The sequence below is a fragment of the Gandjariella thermophila genome (assembly GCF_005405885.1).
Taxonomy (GTDB): Bacteria; Actinomycetota; Actinomycetes; order Mycobacteriales; family Pseudonocardiaceae; genus Gandjariella; species Gandjariella thermophila.
Map to the genome: position 1 here is coordinate 15679 of NZ_BJFL01000011.1, position 25339 is coordinate 41017.

Annotated in this window: 25 protein-coding genes and 1 pseudogene; 11 read left to right on the forward strand and 15 right to left on the reverse strand. The window is 72.6% G+C overall.

Annotated elements, in window-relative coordinates; all coding sequences use genetic code 11:
* Positions 1 to 23: 23 nt before the first annotated feature.
* From FFT21_RS12905 to infC, 4 genes are all read right to left on the reverse strand, one after another.
* The gene (locus tag FFT21_RS12905) at positions 24 to 911 is read right to left on the reverse strand and encodes a TrmH family RNA methyltransferase (protein WP_137814191.1); all 888 of its coding nucleotides are present in this window, start codon (positions 909 to 911) and stop codon (positions 24 to 26) included.
* Positions 908 to 1279 (reverse strand): 50S ribosomal protein L20, encoded by a 372-nt coding sequence (gene rplT, locus FFT21_RS12910; protein WP_137814090.1) that lies wholly within the window; start codon positions 1277 to 1279, stop codon positions 908 to 910. Before rplT ends, FFT21_RS12905 begins: the two co-directional genes overlap by 4 nt.
* Before the next feature lie 108 nt (positions 1280 to 1387).
* Positions 1388 to 1582 carry a 50S ribosomal protein L35 gene (rpmI, locus tag FFT21_RS12915; RefSeq protein WP_137814091.1) on the reverse strand — a complete coding sequence of 65 codons (195 nt, stop codon included), beginning with the start codon at positions 1580 to 1582 and terminating at the stop codon, positions 1388 to 1390.
* Between the two features lie 135 nt (positions 1583 to 1717).
* Positions 1718 to 2266 (reverse strand): translation initiation factor IF-3, encoded by a 549-nt coding sequence (gene infC / locus FFT21_RS12920; protein ID WP_137814192.1) that lies wholly within the window; start codon positions 2264 to 2266, stop codon positions 1718 to 1720.
* Positions 2267 to 2614: 348 nt separating this feature from the next.
* Between infC and FFT21_RS12925 the strand changes: the two genes are divergently transcribed.
* Entirely contained in the window at positions 2615 to 2923 is a 309-nt protein-coding gene (locus FFT21_RS12925; RefSeq protein WP_137814193.1) for a DUF1844 domain-containing protein, read from the forward strand.
* A gap of 174 nt (positions 2924 to 3097) precedes the next feature.
* Here FFT21_RS12925 and FFT21_RS12930 read toward each other — a convergent pair whose 3' ends face one another.
* The 3 genes from FFT21_RS12930 to FFT21_RS12940 are packed head-to-tail and all read right to left on the reverse strand — an operon-like array spanning position 3098 to position 5261.
* Positions 3098 to 3484, reverse strand: a complete 387-nt coding sequence (locus FFT21_RS12930) for a RidA family protein (protein ID WP_137814092.1) — start codon at positions 3482 to 3484, stop codon at positions 3098 to 3100.
* Positions 3485 to 3495: 11 nt separating this feature from the next.
* Positions 3496 to 4260, reverse strand: a complete 765-nt coding sequence (locus FFT21_RS12935) for an IclR family transcriptional regulator (protein WP_137814093.1) — start codon at positions 4258 to 4260, stop codon at positions 3496 to 3498.
* Entirely contained in the window at positions 4257 to 5261 is a 1005-nt protein-coding gene (locus FFT21_RS12940; RefSeq protein WP_137814094.1) for a sugar kinase, read from the reverse strand. Before FFT21_RS12940 ends, FFT21_RS12935 begins: the two co-directional genes overlap by 4 nt.
* A gap of 128 nt (positions 5262 to 5389) precedes the next feature.
* On the opposite strand from FFT21_RS12940, the gene FFT21_RS12945 reads away from it, so the two are divergent.
* The 4 genes from FFT21_RS12945 (at position 5390) to FFT21_RS12960 (ending at position 9704) form a co-directional block, all read left to right on the forward strand.
* Positions 5390 to 6682 (forward strand): amino acid deaminase, encoded by a 1293-nt coding sequence (locus tag FFT21_RS12945; RefSeq protein ID WP_225978360.1) that lies wholly within the window; start codon positions 5390 to 5392, stop codon positions 6680 to 6682.
* An 18-nt stretch (positions 6683 to 6700) separates the two neighbouring features.
* Entirely contained in the window at positions 6701 to 8302 is a 1602-nt protein-coding gene (locus tag FFT21_RS12950) for an N-acyl-D-amino-acid deacylase family protein (RefSeq protein ID WP_137814095.1), read from the forward strand.
* Between the two features lie 90 nt (positions 8303 to 8392).
* Positions 8393 to 8659: a DUF4235 domain-containing protein gene (locus FFT21_RS12955; RefSeq protein WP_137814096.1), complete on the forward strand. Its 267-nt coding sequence runs from the start codon at positions 8393 to 8395 to the stop codon at positions 8657 to 8659.
* Between the two features lie 16 nt (positions 8660 to 8675).
* The gene (locus tag FFT21_RS12960; RefSeq protein WP_137814097.1) at positions 8676 to 9704 is read left to right on the forward strand and encodes a YihY/virulence factor BrkB family protein; all 1029 of its coding nucleotides are present in this window, start codon (positions 8676 to 8678) and stop codon (positions 9702 to 9704) included.
* Positions 9705 to 9830: 126 nt separating this feature from the next.
* On the opposite strand, the gene FFT21_RS12965 is transcribed toward FFT21_RS12960, so the two are convergent.
* The 4 genes from FFT21_RS12965 to FFT21_RS12980 all read right to left on the reverse strand — a co-directional run bounded on the left by FFT21_RS12965 (position 9831) and on the right by FFT21_RS12980 (position 13653).
* Positions 9831 to 10742 (reverse strand): 5-oxoprolinase subunit C family protein, encoded by a 912-nt coding sequence (locus FFT21_RS12965; RefSeq protein WP_137814195.1) that lies wholly within the window; start codon positions 10740 to 10742, stop codon positions 9831 to 9833.
* A 132-nt stretch (positions 10743 to 10874) separates the two neighbouring features.
* Positions 10875 to 11510, reverse strand: a complete 636-nt coding sequence (locus FFT21_RS12970) for a 5-oxoprolinase subunit B family protein (protein ID WP_137814098.1) — start codon at positions 11508 to 11510, stop codon at positions 10875 to 10877.
* A gap of 40 nt (positions 11511 to 11550) precedes the next feature.
* Positions 11551 to 12348 carry a putative hydro-lyase gene (locus FFT21_RS12975; protein WP_137814099.1) on the reverse strand — a complete coding sequence of 266 codons (798 nt, stop codon included), beginning with the start codon at positions 12346 to 12348 and terminating at the stop codon, positions 11551 to 11553.
* 18 nt (positions 12349 to 12366) lie between these two features.
* Positions 12367 to 13653: an MFS transporter gene (locus tag FFT21_RS12980; protein ID WP_137814100.1), complete on the reverse strand. Its 1287-nt coding sequence runs from the start codon at positions 13651 to 13653 to the stop codon at positions 12367 to 12369.
* 385 nt (positions 13654 to 14038) lie between these two features.
* Between FFT21_RS12980 and FFT21_RS12985 the strand changes: the two genes are divergently transcribed.
* The gene (locus tag FFT21_RS12985) at positions 14039 to 14704 is read left to right on the forward strand and encodes a GntR family transcriptional regulator (RefSeq protein WP_225978377.1); all 666 of its coding nucleotides are present in this window, start codon (positions 14039 to 14041) and stop codon (positions 14702 to 14704) included.
* A gap of 106 nt (positions 14705 to 14810) precedes the next feature.
* Here the strand turns inward: FFT21_RS12985 and FFT21_RS12990 are convergent, their stop codons facing one another.
* The 3 genes from FFT21_RS12990 to uvrA all read right to left on the reverse strand — a co-directional run bounded on the left by FFT21_RS12990 (position 14811) and on the right by uvrA (position 20506).
* Positions 14811 to 17105, reverse strand: a complete 2295-nt coding sequence (locus FFT21_RS12990) for a WXG100 family type VII secretion target (RefSeq protein ID WP_192909512.1) — start codon at positions 17103 to 17105, stop codon at positions 14811 to 14813.
* 13 nt (positions 17106 to 17118) lie between these two features.
* Positions 17119 to 17466: a DUF6317 family protein gene (locus FFT21_RS12995; protein WP_137814103.1), complete on the reverse strand. Its 348-nt coding sequence runs from the start codon at positions 17464 to 17466 to the stop codon at positions 17119 to 17121.
* A gap of 133 nt (positions 17467 to 17599) precedes the next feature.
* Positions 17600 to 20506, reverse strand: coding sequence for an excinuclease ABC subunit UvrA (gene uvrA / locus FFT21_RS13000; protein WP_137814104.1), 2907 nt, complete (start codon positions 20504 to 20506; stop codon positions 17600 to 17602).
* Between the two features lie 455 nt (positions 20507 to 20961).
* Here uvrA and FFT21_RS13005 point away from each other — a divergent pair, with 455 nt between their 5' ends.
* The 4 genes and pseudogenes from FFT21_RS13005 to FFT21_RS30690 all read left to right on the forward strand — a co-directional run bounded on the left by FFT21_RS13005 (position 20962) and on the right by FFT21_RS30690 (position 23484).
* Complete coding sequence (locus FFT21_RS13005; RefSeq protein ID WP_137814105.1) at positions 20962 to 21690, forward strand: maleylpyruvate isomerase family mycothiol-dependent enzyme; 729 nt, start codon at positions 20962 to 20964, stop codon at positions 21688 to 21690.
* 102 nt (positions 21691 to 21792) lie between these two features.
* Positions 21793 to 22470 carry an MBL fold metallo-hydrolase gene (locus tag FFT21_RS13010; RefSeq protein ID WP_137814106.1) on the forward strand — a complete coding sequence of 226 codons (678 nt, stop codon included), beginning with the start codon at positions 21793 to 21795 and terminating at the stop codon, positions 22468 to 22470.
* Positions 22471 to 22640: 170 nt separating this feature from the next.
* Positions 22641 to 23033 (forward strand): annotated as a pseudogene (locus FFT21_RS13015) (helix-turn-helix domain-containing protein); the annotation flags it as partial.
* A 43-nt stretch (positions 23034 to 23076) separates the two neighbouring features.
* The gene (locus tag FFT21_RS30690; RefSeq protein ID WP_371856794.1) at positions 23077 to 23484 is read left to right on the forward strand and encodes a DUF6545 domain-containing protein; all 408 of its coding nucleotides are present in this window, start codon (positions 23077 to 23079) and stop codon (positions 23482 to 23484) included.
* Here FFT21_RS30690 and FFT21_RS13020 read toward each other — a convergent pair.
* Positions 23411 to 24421, reverse strand: a complete 1011-nt coding sequence (locus FFT21_RS13020) for an o-succinylbenzoate synthase (RefSeq protein WP_137814196.1) — start codon at positions 24419 to 24421, stop codon at positions 23411 to 23413. The two genes, FFT21_RS30690 and FFT21_RS13020, sit on opposite strands and share 74 nt — an antisense overlap.
* Before the next feature lie 137 nt (positions 24422 to 24558).
* Between FFT21_RS13020 and FFT21_RS13025 the strand changes: the two genes are divergently transcribed.
* Positions 24559 to 25218, forward strand: coding sequence for an MmyB family transcriptional regulator (locus FFT21_RS13025; protein ID WP_137814107.1), 660 nt, complete (start codon positions 24559 to 24561; stop codon positions 25216 to 25218).
* The last annotated feature ends 121 nt before the right edge of the window (positions 25219 to 25339 follow it).

The following is a 25339-nucleotide window of genomic DNA, read 5'->3' on the forward strand; positions in this document are numbered from 1 at the left end:
TTGTCGGTGCTGGTCGGTGCTGGTCAGGATGCTCGTGATCGGTTGTCGGCGCCGGCCCGGCCGGTGCCACGGCGCTGCGCCCGCGCGCTGGCGTAGAGGCACACGGCCGCCGCGGTCGCCAGGTTCAGGCTCTCCGCCGCACCGTAGATGGGCACCCGCAGGGCGCCGTCCACGGCGGCGAGCACGTCGCCGGGCAGCCCGTGCGCCTCGCTGCCGAACACCCACGCCGTGGGCCGGGCCAGGTCACCGGCGTCCTCGGCGGCGTCCAGGTGACGCTCGGCATGCCCGTCCGCGGCGAGCCGCCGCAGCCCGGCGGCCTGGGCGGCGGCCAGCACCGTCCCGACGTCGCGGCAGCGGGCCACCGACGGGTGGAACAGGCTGCCGGTGGAGGCCCGGACGCACTTGCCGTTGTGCGGGTCGACGCTGTCCCCGGCGAAGACCACCGCGTCCGCGCCGGCGGCGTCGGCCACCCGCAGCACGGTGCCGGCGTTGCCCGGGTCGGCCACTCCGACCAGCACGGCGACCAGCCGGGGGTGGCCCCGCAGCGCCTCGGCCAGCGGCACGTCCACCGGGTCGCACACCGCGACGATCCCCTGCGGGGTGACCGTCTCGGACAGCCCGGCGGCGGCCCGCTCGGTGACCGTGCTCACCAGCACCCCGGCCGCCTCGGCGGCGGCCAGCAGGTCGCGGTGCCGGGCGGCGGCCGGCTCGGTGACGAACATCTCGTGCACCCGGCCCCGGCCCGCCGCGGCCCACGCCAGGGCCTCCCGGACGGCCTGGACGCCCTCGGCGAGGAACCGGCCGGCCTTGTCCCGGCCGGTCCGCCTGGTCAGGCCGCGCGCGGCGGCGACCCGGGGAGTCCGCTCCGTGTACGGCGCGGCCCCGGGTCGCGATGCGCGTGCGGTGCTCAGCCCTGTGCCCCCGCCGGGACGTTGGTCCGGGCCAGCTCGACCAGCGCGGTGAACGCGCTCGGGTCGGTGACGGCGAGGTCGGCGAGGATCTTCCGGTCGACCTCCACCCCGGCGGCCTTCAGGCCCTGGATGAACCGGTTGTAGGTGAGGCCGTTCTGCCGTGCCGCGGCGTTGATCCGGGTGATCCACAGCTGCCGGAAGTCACCTTTACGGGCGCGGCGGTCCCGGTAGGCGTAGTTGAGCGAGTGGAGCATCTGCTCCTTGGCCTTGCGGTACAGCCGCGAGCGCTGCCCGCGGTAGCCGCTGGCCAGCTCGAGGGTCGTGCGGCGCTTCTTCTGGGCGTTGACCGCCCGCTTGACGCGTGCCACGGGTCCGTCCTGTCGATCTCAAGGGGGCTTCGGGTGGTGCCCCGGTGGGCATGGGTCCTGGGATCCGATGGGCGGGCCGCCGGTCGGCGGGCGCCTCGGGGTGGGCCGTCAGCGGCCGAGCAGCTTCCTCGCCTGCCGCACGTCGCTCCGGGCGACGTCGTCGGTGCCGGCGAGGCGGCGGGTCTTCTTGCTGGGCTTCTTCTCCAGCAGGTGCCGGCGCCCGGCGCGCTCGTGCAGCAACCGGCCCCTGCCGGTGATCTTGATGCGCTTCGACATCCCGCTGTGCGTCTTGTTCTTGGGCATGGTTGTCCCTCGTCTCGGGCTGCCGCCGCCCGCGCGGCGGCAGCCGGGCGTCCATCTCGATCTCACCCGGTGGTCACACCGGGCGGTCTCACCGGGCGCGCTCGCCGGCCGTCGGTGCCGGCAGGGCCCGGCGGGTCACTCGCTCTCGGCCTTGGCGGCCGACTTCGGCCGGGCCTTCTTGTGCGGCGCCAGCACCATGACCATGTTGCGACCGTCCTGCTTGGGCGCGGTCTCGACGAAGCCGAGTTCGGCGACGTCGTCCGCGAGCCGCTGGAGCAGCCGGTAGCCGAGCTCCGGCCGAGACTGCTCACGACCACGGAACATGATCGTGACCTTGACCTTGTTACCGTGCGAGAGGAAGCGGGAGACGTGGCCCTTCTTCGTCTCGTAGTCGTGTGGGTCGATCTTGGGGCGGAGCTTCTGCTCCTTGATGACCGTGAGCTGCTGGTTGCGGCGTGCCTCGCGGGCCTTCTGCGCGCTCTCGTACTTGAACTTGCCGTAGTCCATGAGCTTGCAGACGGGCGGGCGCGCCTGCGGGGCGACCTCGACGAGGTCGAGATCCGCCTCCTGGGCGAGTCGGAGCGCGTCATCGATGCGGACGATGCCGACCTGCTCGCCGTTTGGCCCCACCAAACGGACCTCCGACACCCGGATGCGGTCGTTGATGCGCGGCTCGGGGCTGATAGCGCCTCCTCCAGTTCCGGAAACGGTTGTGCGCGGCCACGCGGCTCGTGTGCCCCGGCAAGGAAAAAGGCCCCGGTACCGTGGTGGCACGCGGGACCCGCACTTCCTACCGATCAGCCGGCGCCAGCGCGCCGGACCGCCGCCGGAAGGCGTGAACGCCACCGGCGGGACCGGACCCGGCCGCCTAGGCGGCGACTCGGGTGGGAGCGGGGCTCCTCTTGCCGCCCCCGCACGCGCGGGGACTGGTCGCACATGACATGGTAGCAGGCCGTGAACTCCTCCAGCGACGCAGCGGCACGGCGCGCCGAGCCCGACGACCCCGGCCGCGGCCGCCCCGACGTCCGGGAGCTGGCCGACGTCCCGAGCGTGGAAGTCATCAGCAGGGCCGCGGTCATGCTCATGTCGGCCGCCGCCGAGCGGCTGGGGCTGGCCGAGGAGGACCCCGGCTCGGCCGCCGGCCGCGACCTGGACGAGGCCCGGCGGCTGATCACCGCGCTGGCCGGCCTGGTCACCGCGTCGGCCGAATACCTGGGGCCGCACGCCGGCCCGCTGCGGGACGGCCTGCAGGCGCTGCAGCGGGCGTTCCGGGAGGGCTCCACCTACCCGGACCCGCCAGGCCAGGGCCCCGGCGAGAAGTTCACCGGTCCGGTGTACTGACAGCCTGTTCCGGAACCGGACCGACCCGCGATGGCGAGCACGGGAACGCGCCAGGGCGTAGCCTCGCGATCGCGGGGGCGGGGCACCTCGTCGGGCACAACCGGAGCGCCATGTCCGTCTCGCGCCCGGGGGGACGCGATCGCGGCGCGCGTTCGCGGAGCAGGCACCGAGCCGTCAGCCGTCCAGGACGGCCATGGCGTCGATCTCGACCAGCTTCCCGGGCGGCAGGCCGACGTAGACGGTGGTGCGGGCGGGCATCGGCTCGGTGAGGAACTCCGCGTAGGCGGCGTTCATCTCGGCGAAGTGCGCGGTGTCGGTGAGGTACACCCGCAGCATCACCACGTCGTCCATGGTGGCCCCGCCCGCCTCGAGCACGGCGACGACGTTGCGCATCGCCTGCCTGGTCTGCTCGGCGACGGTGCCGCCGACCGTCTCGCCGGTGGCCGGGTCGATCGCGATCTGCCCGGAGACTTGGAGGATGTTGCCCTTGCGCACGCCTGGCGACAGCGGCACACCGGCGACGACGGCGGAGGCCTGGGGAACGACGGCGGTCTTCGGCATGAACGCTCCGTTCATCCTTCGGGGGTGTCGGTTGTCGGGTAGCCGCACTCGGCGGACGCCATGGCGGCGGCCCGCAGCAGCTCCGGCACGAGGCCGAGCAGACCGTCGAGGTCGAGCAGCACGCGGGGCACGGAGAGGGACACGGCGGCGAGCACCCGGCCGCCGGCGCCCCGCACCGGTGCGGCGATGCAGTGCACGAAGTCCTCGTGCTCGGCGTCGTCCACCGCGTAGCCCCGCTCCCGAACGCGGCTCAGCTCGGCACGGTACCGCCGCGGGTCGGTGATGGTGTGCTCGGTGAGCCGGGGGAACTCCATCGTGGCCAGCACGGCGTCGAGTTCGCCGGCGGGCAGCGCGGCGAGCAGCACCTTCCCCACGGCGGTGCAGTGCAGCGGGGCGCGCCGGCCGACCCGGGAGTACATCCGCACCGGGTGCCGGCCGTCGAACTTGTCGATGTAGATCGCCTCGCCGCCCTCGTAGCTGGCCAGGTGCACGGTATGGCCGGTGGCGGCGTTCAGCTCGCGCAGCGCCGGTTCCGCCGCCCGCCGCACGTCGCGCTCCTCCAGCGCCTGGTTGGCCAGGTCGAACAGGGCGCTGCCGAGCCGGTAGTGCCTCGGTTCCTCGCGGCGGACGAACCGGTGCGCCTCCAGCGTGCGCAGCAGCCGCAGCGCCGTGGTCTTGTGCACCCCGAGCGCCCGGGCCAGCTCGTCCAGCGTGCGCGGCCCCCGCCGGGACAGCTCACCGAGCAGGATCAGCCCGCGGTCCAGGCTCTGGCTCACCGGAGCGCTCCGTCCAGGGTGATCCGGGCCGCGGCCCAGGTGCGCTCGTCGCAGCTGAGCAGCCGGGTCACCGTCGCCTCGGGCAGCGGCTCGCCGACGTCGTGCCGGGTGAGCAGGGTGGCGGCCGCCCGTAGGTGCCCCGCGCGCAGCCGCCGCCGCGCGTCGTGGCCGGCGAGCGTGGCGGCGAGGAACCCGGCGGCGAAGGCGTCGCCCGCGCCGATCGGCTCCACCACGTCCACCCGCAGCGACGGTTCGAACACCGTGGCGCCGCCCTCGATCAGGGTGGCGCCCTCGGCGTCCCGCTTGACCACCACGGTGCGCGGGTGCGGCAGCAGCGCGCGCAGCGCGTCCGGGTCGGCGGTGCCCCACACCCGCTCCGCCTCGTCCGCGCCGACCAGCACGACGTCCGCGGCGTCGGCCAGGTCGCGGAGCACCTCGGCCGGGTCGAGGCCGCGGTCCGCGGCGTGCTCGTCGGCCCACAGCGCCGGCCGCCAGTTGACGTCGAAGGACACCAGGTGCCGGCGCGGGCCGAGCAGGGCGCGCAGCAGCCGCAGGCAACTGTCGGACAGTGCCGCGGTGATCCCGGTGACGTGGACCAGCCGCACGCCAGCCAGGTCGACGCCGTCCAGCACCTCGGGGCCGAGCGCGGCCGCGGCCGAACCGCGGCGGTAGTAGCGCACCCGGCTGCCGGACACCGCGCTCTCCTTGACGTACAGCCCGGTGGGCCGCAGCGGATCGACCCGAACGCCACGGACGTCCACGCCGGCCGCGCGCACCGCGTCCACCACGGCACGGCCGAACGCGTCGTCGCCGACCGCGGACAGCCAGGCGCTGCGCACCCCCAGCCCGGCGAGATGGCAGGCCACGTTGGACTCCGCGCCGCCGACCGTCCTAGTCCAGGCGCGTACCCGGTGTGCCGGCCCGGGCTCGCCCGGCATCAGCACCGCCATGGTCTCCCCCACGCACAGCACCTCCGGAGCGCCCGGCTCCTCGATCCCCATGCACCCCTCCGAACGTGGCCGCCGGCAGCCGTGGTGCGCGGCGTTGACGGCGGAGCGCGGCCATGCTACACAGCCCCTCATCACATCACGCAACGGTCATTGCGTAATATGCAACGGAGGGTGGTGCGGTGCGGCCGGCGACCATCAACCGGGACGCACTCGCCGCGATCCGCGTGGAGCGGGTCGACTGGCGGTTCAAGGGCATGCCCGCGGCCACCTTCGGCGCCACGATCGGCGAGGTGGCGGACCGGGCGCTGGACGTCTTCGCCGACGGCTTCGTCGGCCCGCTGCTCGTGCTGGACGCCGACGCGGTCGAGCACAACCTGCGCACGATGGCCGGCTGGTGCGCCGGGCGGGGGCTGGCCCTGGCACCGCACGGCAAGACCACCATGGCGCCGCAACTGTTCGCCGCCCAGCTCGACCACGGCGCCTGGGCGATCACCGCGGCGAACGCCAGCCAGCTCCGGGTGTACCGGGCGTTCGGGGTGAGCCGGGTGCTGCTGGCGAACCAGCTCGTCGACCCGGCCGCGCTGCGCTGGCTGGCCGCCGAGCTGGACCGCGACCCGGACTTCGAGTTCGCCTGCTGGGTGGACACCGTGGCCGGCGTCCGGCTGATGACCGACGCGCTCACCGCGGCCGGCGCCGCCCGCCCGGTGGACGTGCTGGTGGAACTGGGTGCGCCGGGCGGCCGAACCGGCGCCCGCGACCAGGACGAGGCGCTGGCGGTGGCCAGGACCGTGCGGGACAGCCCGGCGCTGCGGCTGGTTGGGGTGGCCGGCTACGAGGGCGCGCTCGCCCACGACGCCGGCCCCGCCGCACTGTCCACGGTGGACGATTTCCTCGCCGGCATGCGGTCGCTGACCGTGCGGCTGGCCGGCGCCGGCCTGTTCGACGTCGACCGGGTGATCGTGACCGCGGGCGGCAGCGCGTTCTTCGACCGGGTCGCCGACGCGCTGACCGGACCGTGGCCGGACGGGCTGCCCGTGCTCGGCGTGCTGCGCGGCGGCGCCTACCTCACCCATGACGACGGCTTCTACCGCGGCATCTCCCCGCTCGCCCGGTCCACCACGGACACCCCGTTCCGGCCGGCGCTGCGGGCCTGGGCGCAGGTCACCTCGCGGCCCGAGCCGGGACTGGCGCTGCTCACCGCGGGCAAGCGGGACGTCTCCTTCGACGAGGGACTGCCCGAGCCGCAACTCGTCCGCGACGCCGAGGGGACGGTGCGGCCGATCACCGGCTGCCGGGTGACCGCGCTGAACGACCAGCACGCCTTCCTCGACCTGGCCGGGGGGACGGCGGTCGAGGTCGGCGACTGGGTGGGCCTGGGGCTGTCGCACCCGTGCACGGTGTTCGACAAGTGGCAGCTCGTCCCCATGGTGCGCGGCAGCACCGTGGTGGATCTGATCCGCACGTTCTTCTAGGCACCGCGGGAGGTGGCCGTGGACGTCGTCTTCCGCGGTGCCCGGGTGATCGACGGCACCGGCGCGCCCGCGTTCCTCGCGGACGTGGGAGTCGCCGAGGGCCGCATCGCCGAGGTGGACCGGCGCCGCCGGCTGGGTGGCCGCCGGGTAGTGGACGCCGACGGGCTGGTGCTCGCGCCCGGGTTCATCGACATGCATGCCCATTCTGACCTGCAACTGCTGGCCAACCCGGGGCACGAGGCCAAGGTGTGCCAGGGCGTGACCCTGGAGGTGCTCGGCCAGGACGGCCTGTCCTACGCCCCGGTGGACGGCGCCGTGCTCGCCGCGCTGCGCGAGCAGTTGGTCGGCTGGAACGGCGACCCGCCGGGCTTCGCCTGGGACTGGCGCACGGTCGGCGAGTACCTGGACCGACTGGACGCCGGCATCGCGGTGAACGCGGCCTACCTGGTGCCGCAGGGCACGCTGCGCGCGGTGTGCGTCGGCTGGGACGACCGGCCCGCCACACCGTCCGAAGTGGACGCCATGCGCGGCCTCCTGGACCAGGGTCTGGCCGAGGGCGCGGTCGGCATGTCCTCCGGGCTGACCTACACCCCCGGCATGTACGCCGACACCGGCGAGCTGGTCGCCCTGTGCGAGGTGGTCGCCGCCCGGCACGGCTACTACTGCCCGCACCACCGCAGCTACGGCGCGGGCGCACTGGACGCGTACGCGGAAATGATCGAGGTGTCCCGGCGGTCCGGCTGCCCGCTGCACCTCGCGCACGCCACGATGAACTTCCCGGTGAACGCCGGCCGCGCCGGTGACCTGCTCGCCCTGCTGGACGGCGCGATCGCCGGCGGCTGCGACGTCAGCCTGGACAGCTATCCCTACCTGCCCGGCGCCACCTACCTGTCCGCGTTGCTGCCGAGCTGGGCCGCGGCCGGTGGGGTCGACGCCACGGTGGCGCGGCTGGCGGACCCGGCCACCCGGCAGCGGCTGCGCGTGGAACTGGAGGAGACGGGGTCCGACGGCTGCCACGGTGTGCCGGTGGACTGGGCGACGATCCAGATCAGCGGTGTCCGCCGAGCGGAACAGGCGCACCTGGTCGGACTTACCGTCGCCGAGGCCGCGCGCCGGGCCGGGCGGGCGCCCGCGGAGCTGTACTTCGACGTGCTCGTCGCGGAGCGGTTGGGCACCTCCTGCCTGATGCACGTCGGTCACGAGGACAACGTGCGCACCATCATGCGGCACCCGGCGCACACCGCCGGCAGCGACGGCCTGCTCGTCGGGGAACGGCCACACCCCCGGGCGTGGGGCACGTTTCCCCGGTACCTCGCCCGGTACGTGCGCGAGCTGGGCGTGCTCGGCCTGGAGGAGTGCGTCGCGCACCTCACCGGCCGGGCGGCCCGCCGGCTGCGGCTGGCCGACCGCGGCCTGATCCGCGAGGGGTACGCCGCCGACCTCGTGCTGTTCGACCCGGAGACGGTCGCCGACACCGCCACGTTCGACCAGCCGGGCAGGCTGCCGGCGGGCATCCCGCACGTGCTGGTCAACGGCGTGCCGGTGGTGCGGGACGGGGTGCGCACCGGCGCCCTTCCCGGCCGCTCGCTGCGCAACCACGGCGCCGGCGGCGTCCACTGATCATGCGCCGGGCACGCCGGGCGTATGGGCCCGGCGCGCCCGGGTAACCCTCCGGGGACGAAGGTCGCCGGCTCCCGCCCGGGAGGAACCATGACGAAGCTGCTCTACAAGCCGTTCGGGATGCTGTTCAGCGTGCTCGGCGGGCTCACCGCGGGCGCGCTGTTCAAGCGGCTGTGGCGGCTGGTCACCGGCGAGGAGGAGACGCCGACGGCCACCCGGCAGGAGTACGGCTGGCGCGAGGTGCTGCTCGCCGCGATGCTCGAGGGCGCGGTCTTCGGCCTGGTGAAAGCCGCCGTCGACCGGGCCGGCGCGGTGGCGTTCAGCAAGGTCGCCGGCAGGTGGCCCACCGACAGGTGACGGTCAGGGGTATGCCGTGAGCCCACGACACTCGACGCGCCGGGCCCGCCGGGCATCCGCCCGCCGCGAGGCGGGTGCGGCGACCGTGCCCGGCCAGCGCCGGCCGCCGGAGACACCGAGGAAGCTGCCCGGCAGCCAGTGGTGGGGTGCGTTGAAACGCACCCGGCGCGAGTTCCAGCGGGACAACATGATCGACTGGGCGGCGGCACTGACCTATTACGGCGTGCTGTCCCTGTTTCCCGCGATCATCGTGCTCACCGCGGTGCTCGGTCTCCTCGGCCCGGGCACGACCCAGGGCCTGCTGGGCTACGTCCGGCAGATCGCGCCCGGCCCGGCCGGTGACGTCGCCGGCACCATCGTGCGGCAGGTCCAGGGCAGCCAGAGCCTGGCCGGCGTGGCCGGCATCGTCGGCGTCGTGGTCGCGCTGTGGAGCGCATCCGGTTACCTCGGCGCGTTCACCCGCGCCTGCAACGTCATCTACGACGTCGAGGAGGGCCGGCCGCTGTGGAAGGTCACCGTGCTGCGCGTGGTGCTGACCCTGTCGATGATCGTGCTGCTGGGGCTGTGCGCGACCGGCGTGGTGTTCACCGGCGGCCTCGCCGACGCCGCGGGGCGGGCGCTCGGGCTGGGCACGACCGTGGTCGCGGTGTGGAACGTCGCCAAGTGGCCGGTGATCGTGCTGCTGGTCAGCCTGGCCATCGCGGTGCTGTACTGGGCCGCGCCCAACGTGCGGCAGCCACGCTTCCGCTGGCTGACCCCGGGCAGCCTGCTCGCCATCCTGGTCTGGCTGGTCGCCTCCGGGGGGTTCGGCGCGTACGTGGCGAACTTCGGCTCCTACAACAAGACCTACGGTTCGCTGGCAGCCGTCGTGGTGTTCCTCATCTGGCTGTGGCTGTCCAACATCGCGATCCTGCTCGGCGCCGAGTTCGACGCCGAGCTTGCCCGCGGCCGCAGCGTCGCGGCCGGCGAACCAGCCGACCGGGAACCCTTCCTGCCGCCCCGCGACACCAGAGCCATGGAGGAGACTCCGCCGCACACCGAGTGAGGCCGTGCGCCCAGCTACGCGCCAGCATCGACACCGGCCAGAAAAGCGCGCCGCGCCGCCGATGTCGGCGTCAAGATCGGGGTGTGACCTTTCCGCGCGTGCTCATGCCTTTCCTGAGGTGACCGGTCAGCGGCCGTCGTCCGGGCGGAAGCGGATGCGCTGGCCGGGACGGGTCTGGGCGGCGAGGTGCAGGTCGTCTTCGACGACGACGGCGACGACCGGGTAGCCGCCGGTGACCGGGTGGTCGGCGAGGAACAGGATGGGCTGGCCGGACGGCGGCACCTGGAGCGCACCGTCGACCATCGGCTCGGGCGGCAGTTCCCGGGCATCCCGGCGGCGGAGAGCGGGCCCGGCGAGCCGCAGGCCCACCCGGTTGCTGTCGCTGGTCACCTCGTACGGCACCGAGCACAGCGTGGCCAGGGCATCGCCGGTGAACCAGTCGTCGCGCGGGCCGGGGACCACCCGCAGCACCGGCTGGTCCGGATATCCGGGCTGCGGTGCGAGGTCCACGGTGGGATAGGCCAGGGCGTCGGAGCCGATCGGCAGCACGGTGCCCGGAGCGAGCGGGGACGGGCCGAGGCCGGCGAGGGTGTCCGTGGCCCGCGCGTGCAGGACCGGTGGCACGTCGATCCCGCCGCGCACCGCGAGGTAGCTGCGCATGCCGCTGGTGGGCGTTCCGACGCGCAGTTCCGCGCCGGGCGGCACCCGGACGGGTCCGTTCATGCCGGCGGCCCGGTCGCCGACCCGCACCGGGCAGGGTGCGCCGGTGACGGCGACCAGCGCGGGCCGGTCGAAGCGGGCGGCCAGGCCGCCGAAGGTGATCTCCACCGCGGCCGCGCCCTCCGGGTTGCCGACCAGCCGGTTGGCCAGCCGGAGGCTTCGCCGGTCGGCGGCACCGGACCGGCCGACGCCGAGCGCTGCCAGGCCCGGCCGGCCGAGGTCCTGGACGGTGGCCGAGGGTCCGGGGTGGACGATCTGGAGACTGCCGCGAAGCGGTTGCCCACCGGTGGCCGCCGGGGTGGCGGCCGCGGGTGTCAGGGTCACGGCGTCTCCTCCACGTGTTCGCACCGGTTCCGGCGACCCCGTGGGGCGACGCGGGTCAGCACGCGCATCACGTGACCTTCCCGTCCGTGAGTCCGCACGCGACCGCGATGGCGTCGCCGCGGCGCATCAGGGAGCCACCTCGGCAAAGCGGACGCGGGTGCCCGGCAGGAGCAGCGCGGGCGGGTCGCGGTCCGGCTGCCACACGGCGAGTTCGGTGTGCCCGATGATCCGCCACCCGCCGGGTGACGGCCGCGGATAGACGCCGGTGTACCGGTCGGCGACGGCGACGGCACCGGCCGGCACGCGGGTGCGGGGCTCGGCGCGGCGCGGCACGTGCAGGGCCGGGTCGAGGCCGGCCAGGTAGCCGAACCCGGGGGCGAACCCGCAGAAGGCGACCACGTACTCGCCGGCGGTGTGCCGCCGCACCACCTCGCCGGGGGGCATCCCGACCTCGCGGGCGAGTTCGGCGAGGTCCTCGCCGTCATACCGGACCGGCACGGTGACCGGGGCGCGGGTGTCGCCCGCCGCGCGTGCGGTGCCGGGGTCGGCGCCGCCGGCCAGGGCGGCGACATCGGTGGCGAGCCGGTCGAACGTGGTCCGTGCCGGGTCGAAACGCAGCAGCAGGGTGCGGGCGGCGGGCACCATCTCCACCACCCCGGCCGGGGTGTGCCGCCGCAACTCGGCGTGCAGGTCGAGGACCTGCTCCAGGTCGTTCACGTCGACCAGGGCGGCGTGCCGGCCGCACCGGCGTAACCGCGGCATCACGCACCTCCGGCCCGGAACCGTCGCGCCCACGGCGCCATCATCCGACGACCCGGTACTCGGCGTCGCTGGAGTCGGTGACGAGCATGTGGCCGGGCGCGTGGCTGATCGCGAACGGCGGCCGGGAGGCCATCAGCACCGCCTGCGGCGTCACCCCGCAGGCCCAGAACACCGGCACGTCGCCGGGCACGGCCGTCACCGGGTCGCCGAAGTCCGGCCGGTCCAGGTCGGCGATGCCCAGCCCGGCCGGGTCCCCGACGTGCACGGGTGCGCCGTGCACCGCCGGCATGCGAGCGGTCACCCGCACCGCCGTGTCCACCTGGTCGGCGGGAATCGGGCGCATGGACACCACCATCGGCCCGGACAGCCGCCCCGCCGGCCGGCACTGCCGGTCGGTCCGGTACATGGCGACGTTGCGGCCCTGTTGCCGGTGCCGCAGCGGGATGCCCGCCTCGACCAGCGCGGTCTCGAAGGTGAAGCTGCATCCGATGAGGAAGGCGACCAGGTCGTCCCGCCACCGCGCGGCCACCTCGGTGGGCTCGTCGACCAGTTCGCCGTGCTCCCAGACCCGGTAGCGGGGCAGGTCGGTGCGCAGGTCCGCGCCGGGTGCCAGCACGGTGTGCGCCGCGCCCGGGTCGGTGACGTCGAGTACCGGGCACGGCCCGGGGTTGCGCTGGGTGAACAGCAGCACGTCGTACGCCCAGTCCTCGGGCACGGCGATGAGGTTGGCCTGGGTGTATCCGGTGCACCACCCGGTGGTGGGTGCGGCGATGCCGTCCCGGAACAGGCCGCGGGCCTCCCGCGGGGTCAGCTTCGCCGGATTCTGGATCGTCGTCATGGTCGGACCTCCAGCGGCTCACAGAAGCTCGCGGCCGCGGGTCTCGGGCAGGCCGAGCAGGGCCAGCGCGGCGATCACGTAGGCGAACGCACCGAACACCATCGCGCCGCCCACTCCCCAGCTGCTGGCCAGGAAGCCGACGAGGGTGGGGAACGCCGCGCCGACGGCTCGACCGAAGTTGTAGGTGAACCCCTGGCCGGTGCCGCGCTGCGCCGTCGGGTACAGCTCGGCCAGGAAGGAGCCGAACCCGCTGAAGATCGCCGAGATGAAGAACCCGAGCGGGAAGCCGAGCAACAGCACCAGGGTGTTCGCCCCGGTCGGCAGGTGCGTGTAGGCGAAGATGAGCCCCGCCGACAGCACGGAGAACAGCGCGAAGGTGCGCTTGCGGCCGAGCAGGTCGGTGAGGTAGCCGCCGCAGACGTAACCGACGAACGCGCCGGTGATGAGGAACGCCAGGTACCCGCCGGTGTTGACGACGGTGAGATGCCGCTCCGTCTTCAGGTAGGAGGGCACCCAGGTGGCCAGCGTGTAGTAGCCGCCCTGCACGCCGGTGGCGAGCAGCGCGGCGAACAGCGTGGTGCGGCCCAGGTCCCGGCCGAAGATCGCGCCGAAGGAGCCGCGCCGCTCGACGCTTCGGGTCTGCTCGGCCACGTGCGGCGCGTCGCTGACCCGGCGGCGCAGGTAGAACACCAGCAGCGCGGGCAGCGCGCCGGTCCAGAACAGCACGCGCCATCCGATGTCCGGCGTGGTCACGCTGAACACGATGGTGTAGACGACCACGGCGAGACCCCAGCCGACCGCCCAGGAACTCTGGATGAAGCCGACCGTCCTGCCCCGGAAGCGCGGCAGGCAGTACTCGGCGACCAGGACCGCGCCGGCCGCCCATTCACCGCCGAAGCCGATGCCCTGCAACGCGCGGAACACCAGCAGGGTTCCGAAGTTGGGCGCGAACCCGCACAGCACGGTGAACACCGCGTAGGTGAGCACCGTGATCTGCAGGGTGCGGACGCGCCCGATCCGGTCCACCAGGAGCCCGGACAGCGCGCCGCCCACCGCGGAGAGCACCAGGGTGACCGTGGTGAGCAGGCCGGCCTCGCCCTTGGAGATGCCGAGCCCCGCGGAGATCGCGACCAGGCCCAGGGGCAGGACCTGAAAGTCGTAGGAGTCCAGGCCGTAGCCGCCGAACGCGCCGGCGAAGGCGCGGCGGCCTCCGGGGCCGAGGGAACGGAGCCAGGCGAACGGTCGCGTGTCCTCGGACACGCGCGTCGTGTCGGATGCCGTGCCGGATGGGGAGGAAGTGCTCATCTCTCACCTCGCAGGTGGGGGCAGGTGGTGGGCGAGCGATCGGGACGGGCGGGTCGCCGTCCTGGTTCCCGGACCCGCGTCGCGGGTTCGGGCCGGCCGGGTGGACGGCGGACGGCCGGGTGGTGGACGGTGCGGCGCGGTGGGACAGCACACTAGAGGATCGTTGAACAATCCCACAAGAGGGATGTTGCTTCGTTCCGCGACGCACCGGCTACATTCGGAACCTGACCGGCATGCGTGGCGACCGTGCGTGTCGCGCCGTGTGCCGCGTGCCGGCCGGACGCTGGAGGGTGCCGTGACCGAAACCGCTTCCGGGTACCTCGCCTCGGGGCGCGCCGCGCCGCCGTCGCCGGAGGGCGGTCGCGCGCTGGAGGCGGACCGGGCGCTGCTCGGCCGCACCAGCACCGCGGAGCGTGTCGCGGACATCCTCCGGACCCGCATCACCGAGGGCTTTTTCCCTCCGGGTACCCGGCTGGCCGAGGATGCGATCGGCGCCGGCCTGGGGGTTTCCCGGAACACCCTGCGGGAGGCGTTCCGGCTGCTCACCCACGAACGCCTGCTGGTCCACGAGTTGAACCGGGGCGTGTTCGTCCGGTTGCTCACCGTCGCCGACGTGGTGGACCTCTACCGGGTGCGCAAGCTGGTCGAGTGCGCGGCGATCCGCGGGGTCGACCGCCGGCCGGACGGCCTGGACCGGCTCGCCGCGGCGGTGGCCGATGGCGAGGAGGCCAAGGCGCGGGACGACTGGCGGGCCCTCGGCACCGCCAACATGCACTTCCACCAGGCGCTCACCGCGCTGGCCGGCAGCCGGCGGGTGGACGAGCTGATGGCCGGCGTGCTCGCCGAGCTGCGACTGGTGTTCCACGTCATGGCGGACCCGCGCCGGTTCCACGAGCCGTACCTGGCCCGCCACCACGCGATCATCGCCCGGCTCGCCGACGGCGACGGTCCGGGCGCGGAACGCCTGCTCGCCGAGTACCTGGACACCGCGGAGGCCCAACTCGTGGACGCCTACGCGCGGAAGACCGCCACCCCCCGACCCACCGGCTGAGGCGGTGTCCGGCGAGACCTGTTCCGCCCGGCGAACGGCAACGTCCAGCGGCTACCGGTAACGCGGTGGGCGGCGGTGTCCCGGAACGGCCACCGCCGCCCACCGTTCAGTTCTGGCCCTCGGACTCCTTCAGCCGGAGCCGGCCGGTGCTGTAGTCGTTGTCGATCTGGTGGACGACCGGGCCGATATAGCGCGCGTATCCGGCGCCGCTGGTCCAGCTCTGCAACTCGTTCCACTGCTGCTCGCTGAGGTGGGACAGGTCCGCGGAGCGCAGGTCGGGCGGCGGCGCGTCGTTCGGCGACCACATCTGGTGCTGCCACATCGCCTGGAACGCCAGATCCGCGGCCTGCGAGCGACCGTGGCCGTACTGGCTGGCGATCTCCTGCTGGGCGATCGCGCTGCTGTCGTGCTTGGAGCCCTCGACCAGGGCGTTGATGTAGCCCTCCGCGCCCTGCCCGATGTAGCTGGCGCCGGGCACGGGGAGCTTGTCGATGACCTTGCCGAGCACCAGGTTCGCGATCTTCCCGCGCTGCTCGATCGCGTGGTTGTAGGCGTCGTCGGCCGCCTTGTGGCCCTGGCTGATGGCGTCGGCCTTGGCGTCGTCGAGCGCGCCGAAGACCTTCGCCGAGTTCCCGGCCTGCACCTCGATCTGGTGGCTGCGGTCGTCCATGCTGTGCTGGGTGTCCCCGGCGATGTGGTCCATCGCGACGGCGCTGTAGGCGCGTTCGGCGTTGTACATGGTGACGTAGGCGTTCGGGTCGTGCGCCGTGCTGCCCATCACGCGGAGCACCTCGTTCTCGTCGAACAGCGCGTGCGCGTCCCTGGTCCCGGGCAGCACCGGGTCGGTCCAGGTGCCGTAGCCCAGGTGGGCGGGATCGTTCAGGTCGCCGTGCTGCTGGATCGCGTGGTTCACGTCGCCGATGTAGGCGGCCACCATGCTGCCCACGCTGTCCCGGATGACCGGCGGCACGTCGCCGTTGCGGAACTGCGACGAGCCCAGCACGTGCACCGTCTCGGTCATGATGTGCGCGGAGACCTGGTCGTGCGTCCCGCCGGTGGTCGCGCCCTGCAACGCGTTGCCCAACTCGTCCATGCCCGGCGACTGGTAGTTGGCCGGGATCGGCGTGCCGGACGGCAGGTCGGGCACCCAGTGGCGCTTGCCGAGCAGGTAGTCGATCTTGTCGCCGTGCGCCGGGTCGAAGAACGCCTTGGCCGCGTCCGAGTTCTGGTGCATGGCCGACATCAGGCCGTTCATCGGGTCGAACCCGCCGGTCTTCGGATTCGCGATGTTGAGGTCGAAGCCGTTGTACATCGCGCCGTTCGGCCGGTTCTCCGCCCACACCAGCGGGTTGTGGTTCTCGAAGTCGTACATGTCGCCGCCCACCTGGAGCAGGAAGTCCTTCGAGTACCAGTGGTTGTCCAGCAGCGTGCCGAGCATCTGGTAGCCGTACGGCTGGTACGAGTACGAACCGATGTCGATCTTCTCGCGGCCGGCGGCCTTCAACTGGTCGATCCAGTTCTGGTCCAGGTGCGGCTGCTGGCTGCCGTCGGTGGCGGTGGCCAGCGCGGCACCCATCTGCTGCTGGATGTCGGTGAGCGCGGACAGCCGGAACCCGTTGTGCTGCTGGTCGAGGCCGCTGGCCATCTGCGCCAGCACGCCGGTGAACCGCAGCGCGCCCTCGGCGCCGAGCTGGTTGTAGAACGTCGTGGTGAACTCGTGGTCGTAGGCGTAGGAGTCGAGCAGTGTCTGCAGCTCCTCCAGTTCCTCGTCGCTGAGCAGGGGCGCCTTCCGCGCCAGCGCGGCCGCCTTCTTCGCGTCGCCGACCGGGTCGCGGGTCTCGCCACCGCCGTCCCCGGGGTAGGACATCGTCGTCACGGCGCCCGGGTCCGCCTCGTCCGCCCCGTGCTGCCGCAGCGCCGCCGCGACCTCCTCGTCGACCTTGGTGGCGCTGTCGAGCGCGTTGCCGATCAGGCCGCCGACCTCCTTGGCGAGCCGTTCCACGGTGGCGAGCTTCGCCGGATCGGTGAGCATCTCGACGGTGCGGGCGGCGTTCCACGACACCGAACCGTCCTTGCCGATCTCCAGCCCGAATTCCTCGGCGATCCGCAGTGCCCGGTTCAGCACCGACTGGGCGTGGCCGAGACCGTCGGCTCCCGCGCGCAACGTCTTGGCGACCGCGCGCAGCCGCTGGTGGTGGTCGGTGAACCGGGCACCGAGCTGGTCGAGGTGGCCGCGCGCGGCCTCACCCGCCTGCCCCTGCCAGGCCGCCAGCCGGCCTCCGACCTCGCGGTGCAGCCGGTCGCCGTGCTCGGAAACCGCGTCGGCGAGCCGCTGCCAGGCGTCGGCCGCGGATTCCAGCGTGTCGGGGCGGAAATTCCGGAGCTGTTCGATGGAGACCACGAATCCGATCCTCTCAACGCCCGCCGATGGCCCGGAACCGTGTCGCGTTCTCCTCGTCCGCCCGCTGGTAGCCGGCGACGGTCTCGGAGAGGCGGTCGGCGACCCCCTGCACGGCCTCGGAGAGGCCGCCCAGCCTGGTGATCCAGGTCTGCGCGCAACCGTCCAGCGCGGCGTCCATCAGCAGGCCGGGCCCGCCGTGGCGCAGCATGCCGGCGCCGGCCCGCACGGTGTGCCCGAGGTCCTCGGCGGCCCGTCCGGCATGCGCGGCCGCCTCGGTCAGCTCGGCGGGCAGCACGGAGAAGGATTCCGCGGCGGCCGCACCGGCACCCGCGGCAGGGGAAGATGGTCTCGGCAGGTTCATAGCTGATAAGAATGGCGCACTCCGCGTCCGGTTCCCGCCGATCCGTGTAATGTGCGGTGGCAAATCGCCGGGTTCCGCCGCGACTGGTGCCCGCGCCCGGCGGGCGGGCCGCGCGGGCGACCGCCGGCAGCCACTAGCCGGCGGAGGCGACCGCGCGGACGACCGGCGTCACGCCCGCGGCGAGGTGCCCGTCGAGGACGTGCCGCAGGAACTGGCCGGTGTAGCTGTGCTCCATCTCGGCCACCTGCTCCGGGGTGCCCTCGGCGATGACCGTGCCACCGGCCGCGCCGCCCTCCGGGCCCATGTCCACGATCCAGTCCGCCGTCTTGATGACATCCAGGTTGTGCTCGATGACGATCACCGTGTTGCCCTTGTCCACCAGGCCGTCGATCACCCCGAGCAGCTTGCGGATGTCGTCGAAGTGCAGCCCGGTGGTCGGCTCGTCCAGGATGTAGACCGTCTTGCCGGTGGACCGCTTCTGCAGCTCGCTGGAGAGCTTCACCCGCTGCGCCTCACCACCGGACAGGGTCGGTGCCGGCTGGCCGAGCCGGACGTAGCCCAGGCCGACGTCGACCAGGGTGCGCAGGTGCCGGTGGATCGCGTTGATCGGCTCGAAGAACGCCGCCGCCTCCTCGATCGGCATGTCCAGCACCTCGGCGATGGTCTTGCCCTTGTAGTGCACCTCCAGGGTCTCCCGGTTGTACCGGGCGCCCTTGCAGACCTCGCACGGCACGTAGACGTCCGGCAGAAAGTTCATCTCGATCTTGATGGTGCCGTCGCCGGCGCACGCCTCGCAGCGGCCGCCCTTGACGTTGAAGGAGAACCGGCCGGGCTGGTAGCCGCGGATCTTCGCCTCGGTGGTGGCCGCGAACAGCTTGCGGATGTGGTCGAACACGCCGGTGTAGGTGGCCGGGTTGGACCGCGGGGTGCGGCCGATCGGCGACTGGTCCACCTTGACCAGCTTGTCCACCAGGTTGAGCCCGCGCACCCGGGTGTGCCGGCCGGGCACCTGCCTGGCGCCGTTCAGCTTGTTCGCCAGCACGGTGGCCAGGATGTCGTTGACCAGGGTGGACTTGCCGGACCCGGACACCCCGGTGACCGCGACCAAGCAGCCCAGCGGGAACGACACGTCGATGTTGCGCAGGTTGTGCTGGCGCGCGCCGACCACGGTGAGCTGCCGCCTGCGGTCCACCGGCCGACGCATGCCCGGCACCGGGATCTGCTTGCGGCCGGCCAGGTAGGCGCCGGTGATCGAGCGCTTCTCGGCGAGCAGCCCCTCGACCGGCCCGCTGTGCACGATGTGCCCGCCGCGCTCCCCGGCGCCCGGGCCGATGTCCACCACCCAGTCCGCGGTGCGGATGGTGTCCTCGTCGTGCTCCACCACGATCAGCGTGTTGCCCAGGTCGCGCAGCCGGGTGAGCGTCTCGATCAGCCGGTGGTTGTCCCGCTGATGCAGCCCGATGGACGGCTCGTCCAGCACGTACAGCACCCCGACCAGGCCGGAGCCGATCTGGGTGGCCAGCCGGATGCGCTGCGCCTCGCCGCCGGAGAGCGTGCCCGCGGCCCGGTCCAGGGAGAGGTAGTCCAGGCCGACGTCGAGCAGGAAGCCCAGCCGGGCCTGGATCTCCTTGAGCACCCGGCCGGCGATCATCTGCTCGCGCGGGCCGAGCACCAGGCCGTTGAGGAACTCGGCGCAGCCCTGCACGGACAGCGCGCACACGTCGGCGATGGACTTCTCCCCCAGGTCGCTGTGCTCCAGGGTGACCGCGAGGATCTCCGGCTTGAGCCGGGTGCCCCGGCAGGCCGGGCAGGGCACCTCCCGCATGTAGCCCTCGTACTTCTCCCGCATGTACTCGGACTCGGTCTGGTCGAGCCGGCGCTCCAGGAACGGGATGACGCCCTCGAAGTTGGCGTAGTACGACCGCTCCCGGCCGTACCGATTGCGGTAACGGACGTGCACCTGCTCGTTGACGCCGTGCAGCACGGCCTTCTGCACCCGGGCCGGCAACCGCCGCCACGGGGTGTCCATCCGGAAGCCGACCGCCTCGGCCAGCGACTCCAGCAGCCGGGTGAAGTAGTCGGCGGTCTGCCCGCCGGCCCACGGCGCGATCGCCCCCTCGGCGAGGGACAGCTCGTCGTCCGGCACCACCAGCTCCGGGTCGACCTCCTTGCGTGTCCCGAGGCCGGTGCACTCCGGGCAGGCCCCGTACGGCGAGTTGAACGAGAACGACCGCGGCTCCAGGGCCTCGAAGCTCAGCCCGCACTCGGCGCAGGCCAGGTGCTCGGAGAAGATCCGCTCGCGGTGCTCGGCGTCCGCCGGGAGGTCGACGAACTCCAGGATGACCAGGCCGTCGCCCAGCCGCAGCGAGGTCTCCACCGAGTCGGTGAGCCGCTGCTTGGCGCTCGGCTTGACGGTCAGCCGGTCGACCACCACCGCGATGTCGTGCTTCTCCTGCTTCTTCAGCTTGGGGGGCTCGGTGAGTGGGTAGACCGTGCCGTCCACCCGGACGCGGGCGTAGCCCTGGCCCTGCAGGGTGCGGAACAGGTCGACGTACTCGCCCTTGCGGCCGCGCACCACCGGGGCGAGCACCTGGAACCGGGTGCCCGGCTCCATCTCCAGCACCTGGTCGACGATCTGCTGCGGGGTCTGCTTGGTGATCGGCCGGCCGCAGTTCGGGCAGTGCGGCTTGCCGGCCCGCGCGTACATCAGCCGCAGGTAGTCGTAGATCTCGGTGATGGTGCCTACGGTGGACCGCGGGTTGTGGCTGGTGGACTTCTGGTCGATGGACACCGCCGGGGACAGGCCCTCGATGAAGTCCACGTCCGGCTTGTCCATCTGGCCGAGGAACTGCCTCGCGTACGCGGACAGCGACTCGACGTAGCGCCGCTGCCCCTCGGCGAAGATCGTGTCGAACGCCAGGCTCGACTTGCCCGATCCGGACAGACCGGTGAACACGATCAGGCTGTCCCGGGGCAGGTCCAGGTCGACGCTACGAAGGTTGTGCTCGCGGGCACCGCGAACGACGAGGCGGTCGGCCACTGAAGTCCCCTCGGAAATGATCTTGCGACGGTTGGGTGGTGCGGAGGCCGCTCATGCTAGGCACCACCACCGACAAAACATGCTATGCGCGGCCACCGACGGAAACGGGGCGGCGGGGCCGGCGCATTCCCCTGTCAAGGTCAGTGTGCCTCGACCAACCCGACCTGCCGAGTCCCGCGTTCGCACCAACACCACCAGGCTCACCAGGCACAGCAGCCGCCGGCGGGCGAGGCGTCTCCGCCTCCCGCCCGGGAGTGGACCAAAGGAGAAGCCGACTGACAAACCGGCTGGCAAACGCCGCCCGTCAGGCCCTACCGGTTGGTACCCCGCACCCCTACGCTGGAGCGAACCCACCAATGATCGCCGTAGATCACGCCTCGAGGTCGGGGAGGGGCGAAATGATCGGAACCAACGCCGGATCCGTCGCACCGTCCGCAACTTCCTCCGGAGCCGACATGCCCCGTGGCAAGGCCGCCGTCGAGCGAGCGATGGCCGGGTTGCGCGCGGTGGTGGACGCCACCGAACGGTTGGACCGGGTGGTCGAGCGGATGACGGACGCGGCCGCCCGCGGCCCGAGCCGGCTGCCCGGCTGGACCAGGGGCCACGTCGTCAGCCACCTGGCCCGCAACGCCGACGCCCTGGTCAACCTGCTCACCTGGGCCCGCACCGGGGTGGAGCATCCGGCGTACACGAGCAGGGCGGACCGGGACGAGGCCATCGAGGAGGGCTCGGCCCGGCCGGCGCGGCTGCTGCACGAGGACCTCGCGGCGGCGAGCGCCCGGTTCGCGGTGGCGGTCCGGGAACTGCCGGAGAGCGCCTGGCGCGCCGAGGTGGCGATCTGGGACTCCGCCCTCGCCGCGCACGAGGTGCCCTGGCTGCGCTGGCGCGAGGTGCTGGTGCACCTGGTCGACCTGGACCTCGGCGTCGACTTCGGCGACCTGCCCGGTGACGAGTTGGAGGCACTGATCGACGACGCCGTGACCGGGTTCCACGGCCGGCCGGAGGTGCCGTCGCTGTGGTTGGAGGCCGAGTTCGACGACCGCAGCCGCAGCTGGGAGCTGAACGCCCGGTCCGGCGCGGTCTCCGCCACCGTTCGCGGCCCGGCCGGTGACCTGCTCGCCTGGCTGACCGGGCGGGCCGACGGCGTCGCGCTGGACGCCCCGGAACTGCCGGCCTGGGCCTGACCGGCCGGCCCGCGCGCTCGGGTACGGCCGGGGACCGCCGGGCAACACGCGGAACCGCGGGGGCGTGGAGCGGTCCGGCCACACCGGCTACCGTCAGCCGTTGTGGAGGTTCTGGACGAGTACACCGGGCACGTCGACCCGCAGGGCGCGGCCGCACGCCGCACGCTGGACGCGTTGACCATCACCAAGGTCTCGGTCGGGCCGATGGACAACAACGCCTACCTGCTGGTGTGCCGGAGCACCGGGGAGGCGCTGCTGGTCGACGCGGCCAACGACCCGGAGCGGCTGTCCGACCTGCTCGGCCACGGCACCGATCGGCCGACGTTGCGCACCATCGTGACCACCCACCAGCACGCGGACCACTGGCAGGCGCTCGGTGCGGTGGCCGGCGCGACCGGCTCGAACACCGTGGCCCACCCCGCCGACGCCGGCCCGCTCCCGGTGCCCCCGGACATCCTCGTCGAGCAGGGCGACACGCTCCGGGTCGGGGAATGCGAGCTGGAGGTGATCCACCTGCGTGGCCACACGCCCGGCTCGATCGCGCTGCTCTACCGCGACCCGGCCGGCCATCCGCATCTGTTCACCGGCGACTCGCTGTTTCCCGGCGGCGTCGGCAAGACCACGTCTCCGGAGAACTTCGAGTCCCTGATCAACGACGTCGAGTCCCGCGTCTTCGACTACCTGCCGGATGACACCTGGTTCTACCCCGGCCACGGCGACGACTCCACCCTCGGTGCCGAGCGCCCCAAACTCCCCGAATGGCGCACCCGCGGCTGGTGAGCCAACCCGCCGACTCCGACGCGACAACATCGACGATGTCGTCCACACCGTGTTGCGGGCCATGACCTTGTTGACGCCGGGGTGGTCGTGAGGGGTTGAAGGGGACGGGTCTTCCGGCGGCAGGATGACAACCGCGAAGTACCTCGTCCGCCGACCAGAAAGACCCGTCCGTGCCTCACCGTAACGCCCCGCTGTCCCTGGAAGGCCGCCGCAGGCTCGTCGAACGCTGCCGGACCCGACCGATCGCGCACGTCGCCGCGGAGATGGGGATCTCCCGCCAGTGCGCGTCGAAGTGGATCAACCGCTACCGGAAGTTCGGCGAACTCGGGTTAGCGGACCACAGCTACACCCCGCGTCGGCAGCCCACCGCCACCGACGCCGAGACGCTAGCCCGTATCGAGCGGTGGCGCCGCGAGCGCAAGTGGTCCGCGGCCTGGATCAGCTGCGAACTGGCCGCCGAGGGCGTGCAGATCAACCGCCGGACCGTCACCCGCCACCTCGCCCGCCTGGGCCTGAACCGACGCCGCTTCCTCGACCCCACCGGCGCGTCCAACCGCGTCCCCCCAGCGCTCGGTGCGAAACCTGCGGTACAGGCTACGCCGACGTGTGATCGAGATTCGAGACGGCTGGCGCTCCGTGCGGCCGTATCTAACCGAGGACGTGGCCGAGCGCGCGCGGGCCGACGGCGCCCGGACGAACCTGACCGGCCTGGCATTGGAGGCGTTCGTGCAGGCGCGGCAACTGGATTCCGCACTGCGCATGTACCAGCGCGTGCCGCGGCCACCGGCCCCGCCCCGTCGGCGACGACGACCGTACACTACGGCGACGACTTCGACGACGAGATCAGATGGCTGGCGTTGGTGGCGGACACTTTCAGCGCCAAGCCGGCCCGCGACACCGCGTGAGTGTGGCCCCGGATCGGCGGAGCTACACGTCGCTCCTACCGGTCGAAATCCCAGTCCGCCTGCTCGAACAGCGCGCGGACCCTGGCCAGCCGCTCGGTCCACCAAGTGATCCGCGCCGGATCGGTCATCGCGTAGGTTTCCAGGAGTTCCGGGTCCGGAGTGGGTGCCGCAGTGGGCACCGGCAGGTAACCGTCGACCGTGCGCAGCGACTGGTCCTCCGGCACCAGGTCGCCGGTGAGCAGGGAGAGCGTGCCCAGGCCGCAGGCAAATTCCAGTTCGGGCAGCGCGCCGGCGAGAGCCAGCTGGCTGGCCAGCCCGATACTGGTCTCCAACGCCGAGGAAACCACGCACGGCAGCCCGGCCGCCTCGGCCACACGCAGCGCCCGCCGCACTCCGCCCAGCGGCGTGCACTTGATCACGGCGACGTCCGCGGCCCCCGCCACGGCGACCCGCAACGGGTCCTCGGCCCGCCGGATCGACTCGTCGGCAGCAATCGGCACGTCGACCTTGGCCCGTACCGCGGCGAGATCCTCGATCGTAGGGCACGGCTGCTCCACGTATTCCAGTCCGCCGGCCGCCCTGTCGAGTTGGGTAATCGCGTTCACCGCGGTGTCCACGTCCCATACCCCGTTTGCGTCCACCCGGACTCGTCCGTCCGCGCCAATGGCGTCTCTGACCGATTCCAGGCGGGCCAAATCCTCGGGCAACGAATCCGAATGGTCGGCGACCTTCACCTTGGCGGTGCGGCAGCCGGACTTGGCAACAATTTCGTATGCCCGTTCCGGATCGACCGCTGGCACGGTGCAATTGATGGGGATTCGGTCCCGGGCCGGCGCCGGCCAGCCTCGAGTGCACTGCTCAACGGCGGTGGCCAGCCAAGAGACCGCTACCGTGTCGTCGTAGTCCGCGAATGGGCAGAACTCCCCCCAACCGAGCGGTCCCTCCAGCAGGACTCCCTCTCGCACGGTAATGCCACGGAACCGGCTCCGCATCGGGATCGCGTACAGGCGAGCACCTTCAAAGTTAACCTCGGTCACCGAATTCATCGCCACAAGAGCGAGTGTACACAGTACCGTATTGTTAGCGCCACGAGACAACATCCATATTGGCCGGCGGCGATGCCGCATCACCCGTCCGTACCAGGGTCTGCCCAACCGGGGCGTCCAGCGCCGCGGCGCCTTTCATGACCACGTTCCGCGCGGAACGTTGGTGGCTGAGCATGCTCCTGCCGTACGCGGCACTGCGGCACATGGTGGCCACCTTCCGCGACGCCTACGGCCGCCGCCTCGGCGACCCCGACTGGGAGTGCCTGATCAGCCGGCTGTCCGCGGCGAGCGCCGAGTTCGCCGCCATGTGGGCCGACCACGACGTGCAGGCGCCGTCGACCCGGCAGAAGGTCTACCGGCATGCGAGCGCCGGCGACTTCGCCCTGTCGGTCACCGGCTTCGCTCTCGCCGCCGATCCCGACCTGCGGATGATGGTCTACAACCCGGTTGACGACGACAGCCGTCGCCGGGTCGACTGGCTGACCACGCACCCGGATGCCCCGGTCAGCGACCACACGCACTCCACCCGCGACCCCGTGCGCCGGCTGCCCGGCCGCCCGGCCGCCCGGACGCGCGAAATTCGGTCGAGTGATCGGCGAACGGATCGTGAACTCGCGGTGACGAATCCTTCGCTCGCGGGGTGGCGAGAATCGGTGCCGCGAGCGATGTCGAGGTATCTTTCGGGTGATATAAAGTCACGCCTCAGTAGGGGCAGGAATCCCGGCGGAGTACCGCATTCCCGGCTTCGCCGCCGTCGACGCGCCGAGCCGGGCGCGGAGGCTTCCGGCGACCACTGAAGCGCCCGCCCGGCGGTACTGATTGCTCCGAACGGCCGATCAAGTTGTGCGGCGGACGGAGTCTGCGGACGAATTTCCGGGACGTCGTTGACTGCCACAAATCACGCACTTACGGTCTGCT

Bases quoted from the DNA above. Each gene is read 5' to 3' on its own strand.
- FFT21_RS13005 (WP_137814105.1), top strand. From the start codon at position 20,962: ATGCCCCGTGGCAAGGCCGCCGTCGAGCGAGCGATGGCCGGGTTGCGC.
- FFT21_RS12940 (WP_137814094.1), bottom strand. From the start codon at position 5,261: ATGGGGATCGAGGAGCCGGGCGCTCCGGAGGTGCTGTGCGTGGGGGAG.
- rpmI (WP_137814091.1), bottom strand. From the start codon at position 1,582: ATGCCCAAGAACAAGACGCACAGCGGGATGTCGAAGCGCATCAAGATC.
- FFT21_RS13025 (WP_137814107.1), top strand. From the start codon at position 24,559: ATGACCACGTTCCGCGCGGAACGTTGGTGGCTGAGCATGCTCCTGCCG.
- FFT21_RS12955 (WP_137814096.1), top strand. From the start codon at position 8,393: ATGACGAAGCTGCTCTACAAGCCGTTCGGGATGCTGTTCAGCGTGCTC.
- FFT21_RS12975 (WP_137814099.1), bottom strand. From the start codon at position 12,348: ATGACGACGATCCAGAATCCGGCGAAGCTGACCCCGCGGGAGGCCCGC.
- FFT21_RS12930 (WP_137814092.1), bottom strand. From the start codon at position 3,484: ATGCCGAAGACCGCCGTCGTTCCCCAGGCCTCCGCCGTCGTCGCCGGT.
- FFT21_RS12995 (WP_137814103.1), bottom strand. From the start codon at position 17,466: ATGAACCTGCCGAGACCATCTTCCCCTGCCGCGGGTGCCGGTGCGGCC.
- FFT21_RS13020 (WP_137814196.1), bottom strand. From the start codon at position 24,421: ATGAATTCGGTGACCGAGGTTAACTTTGAAGGTGCTCGCCTGTACGCG.
- FFT21_RS12970 (WP_137814098.1), bottom strand. From the start codon at position 11,510: ATGCCGCGGTTACGCCGGTGCGGCCGGCACGCCGCCCTGGTCGACGTG.
- FFT21_RS12980 (WP_137814100.1), bottom strand. From the start codon at position 13,653: ATGAGCACTTCCTCCCCATCCGGCACGGCATCCGACACGACGCGCGTG.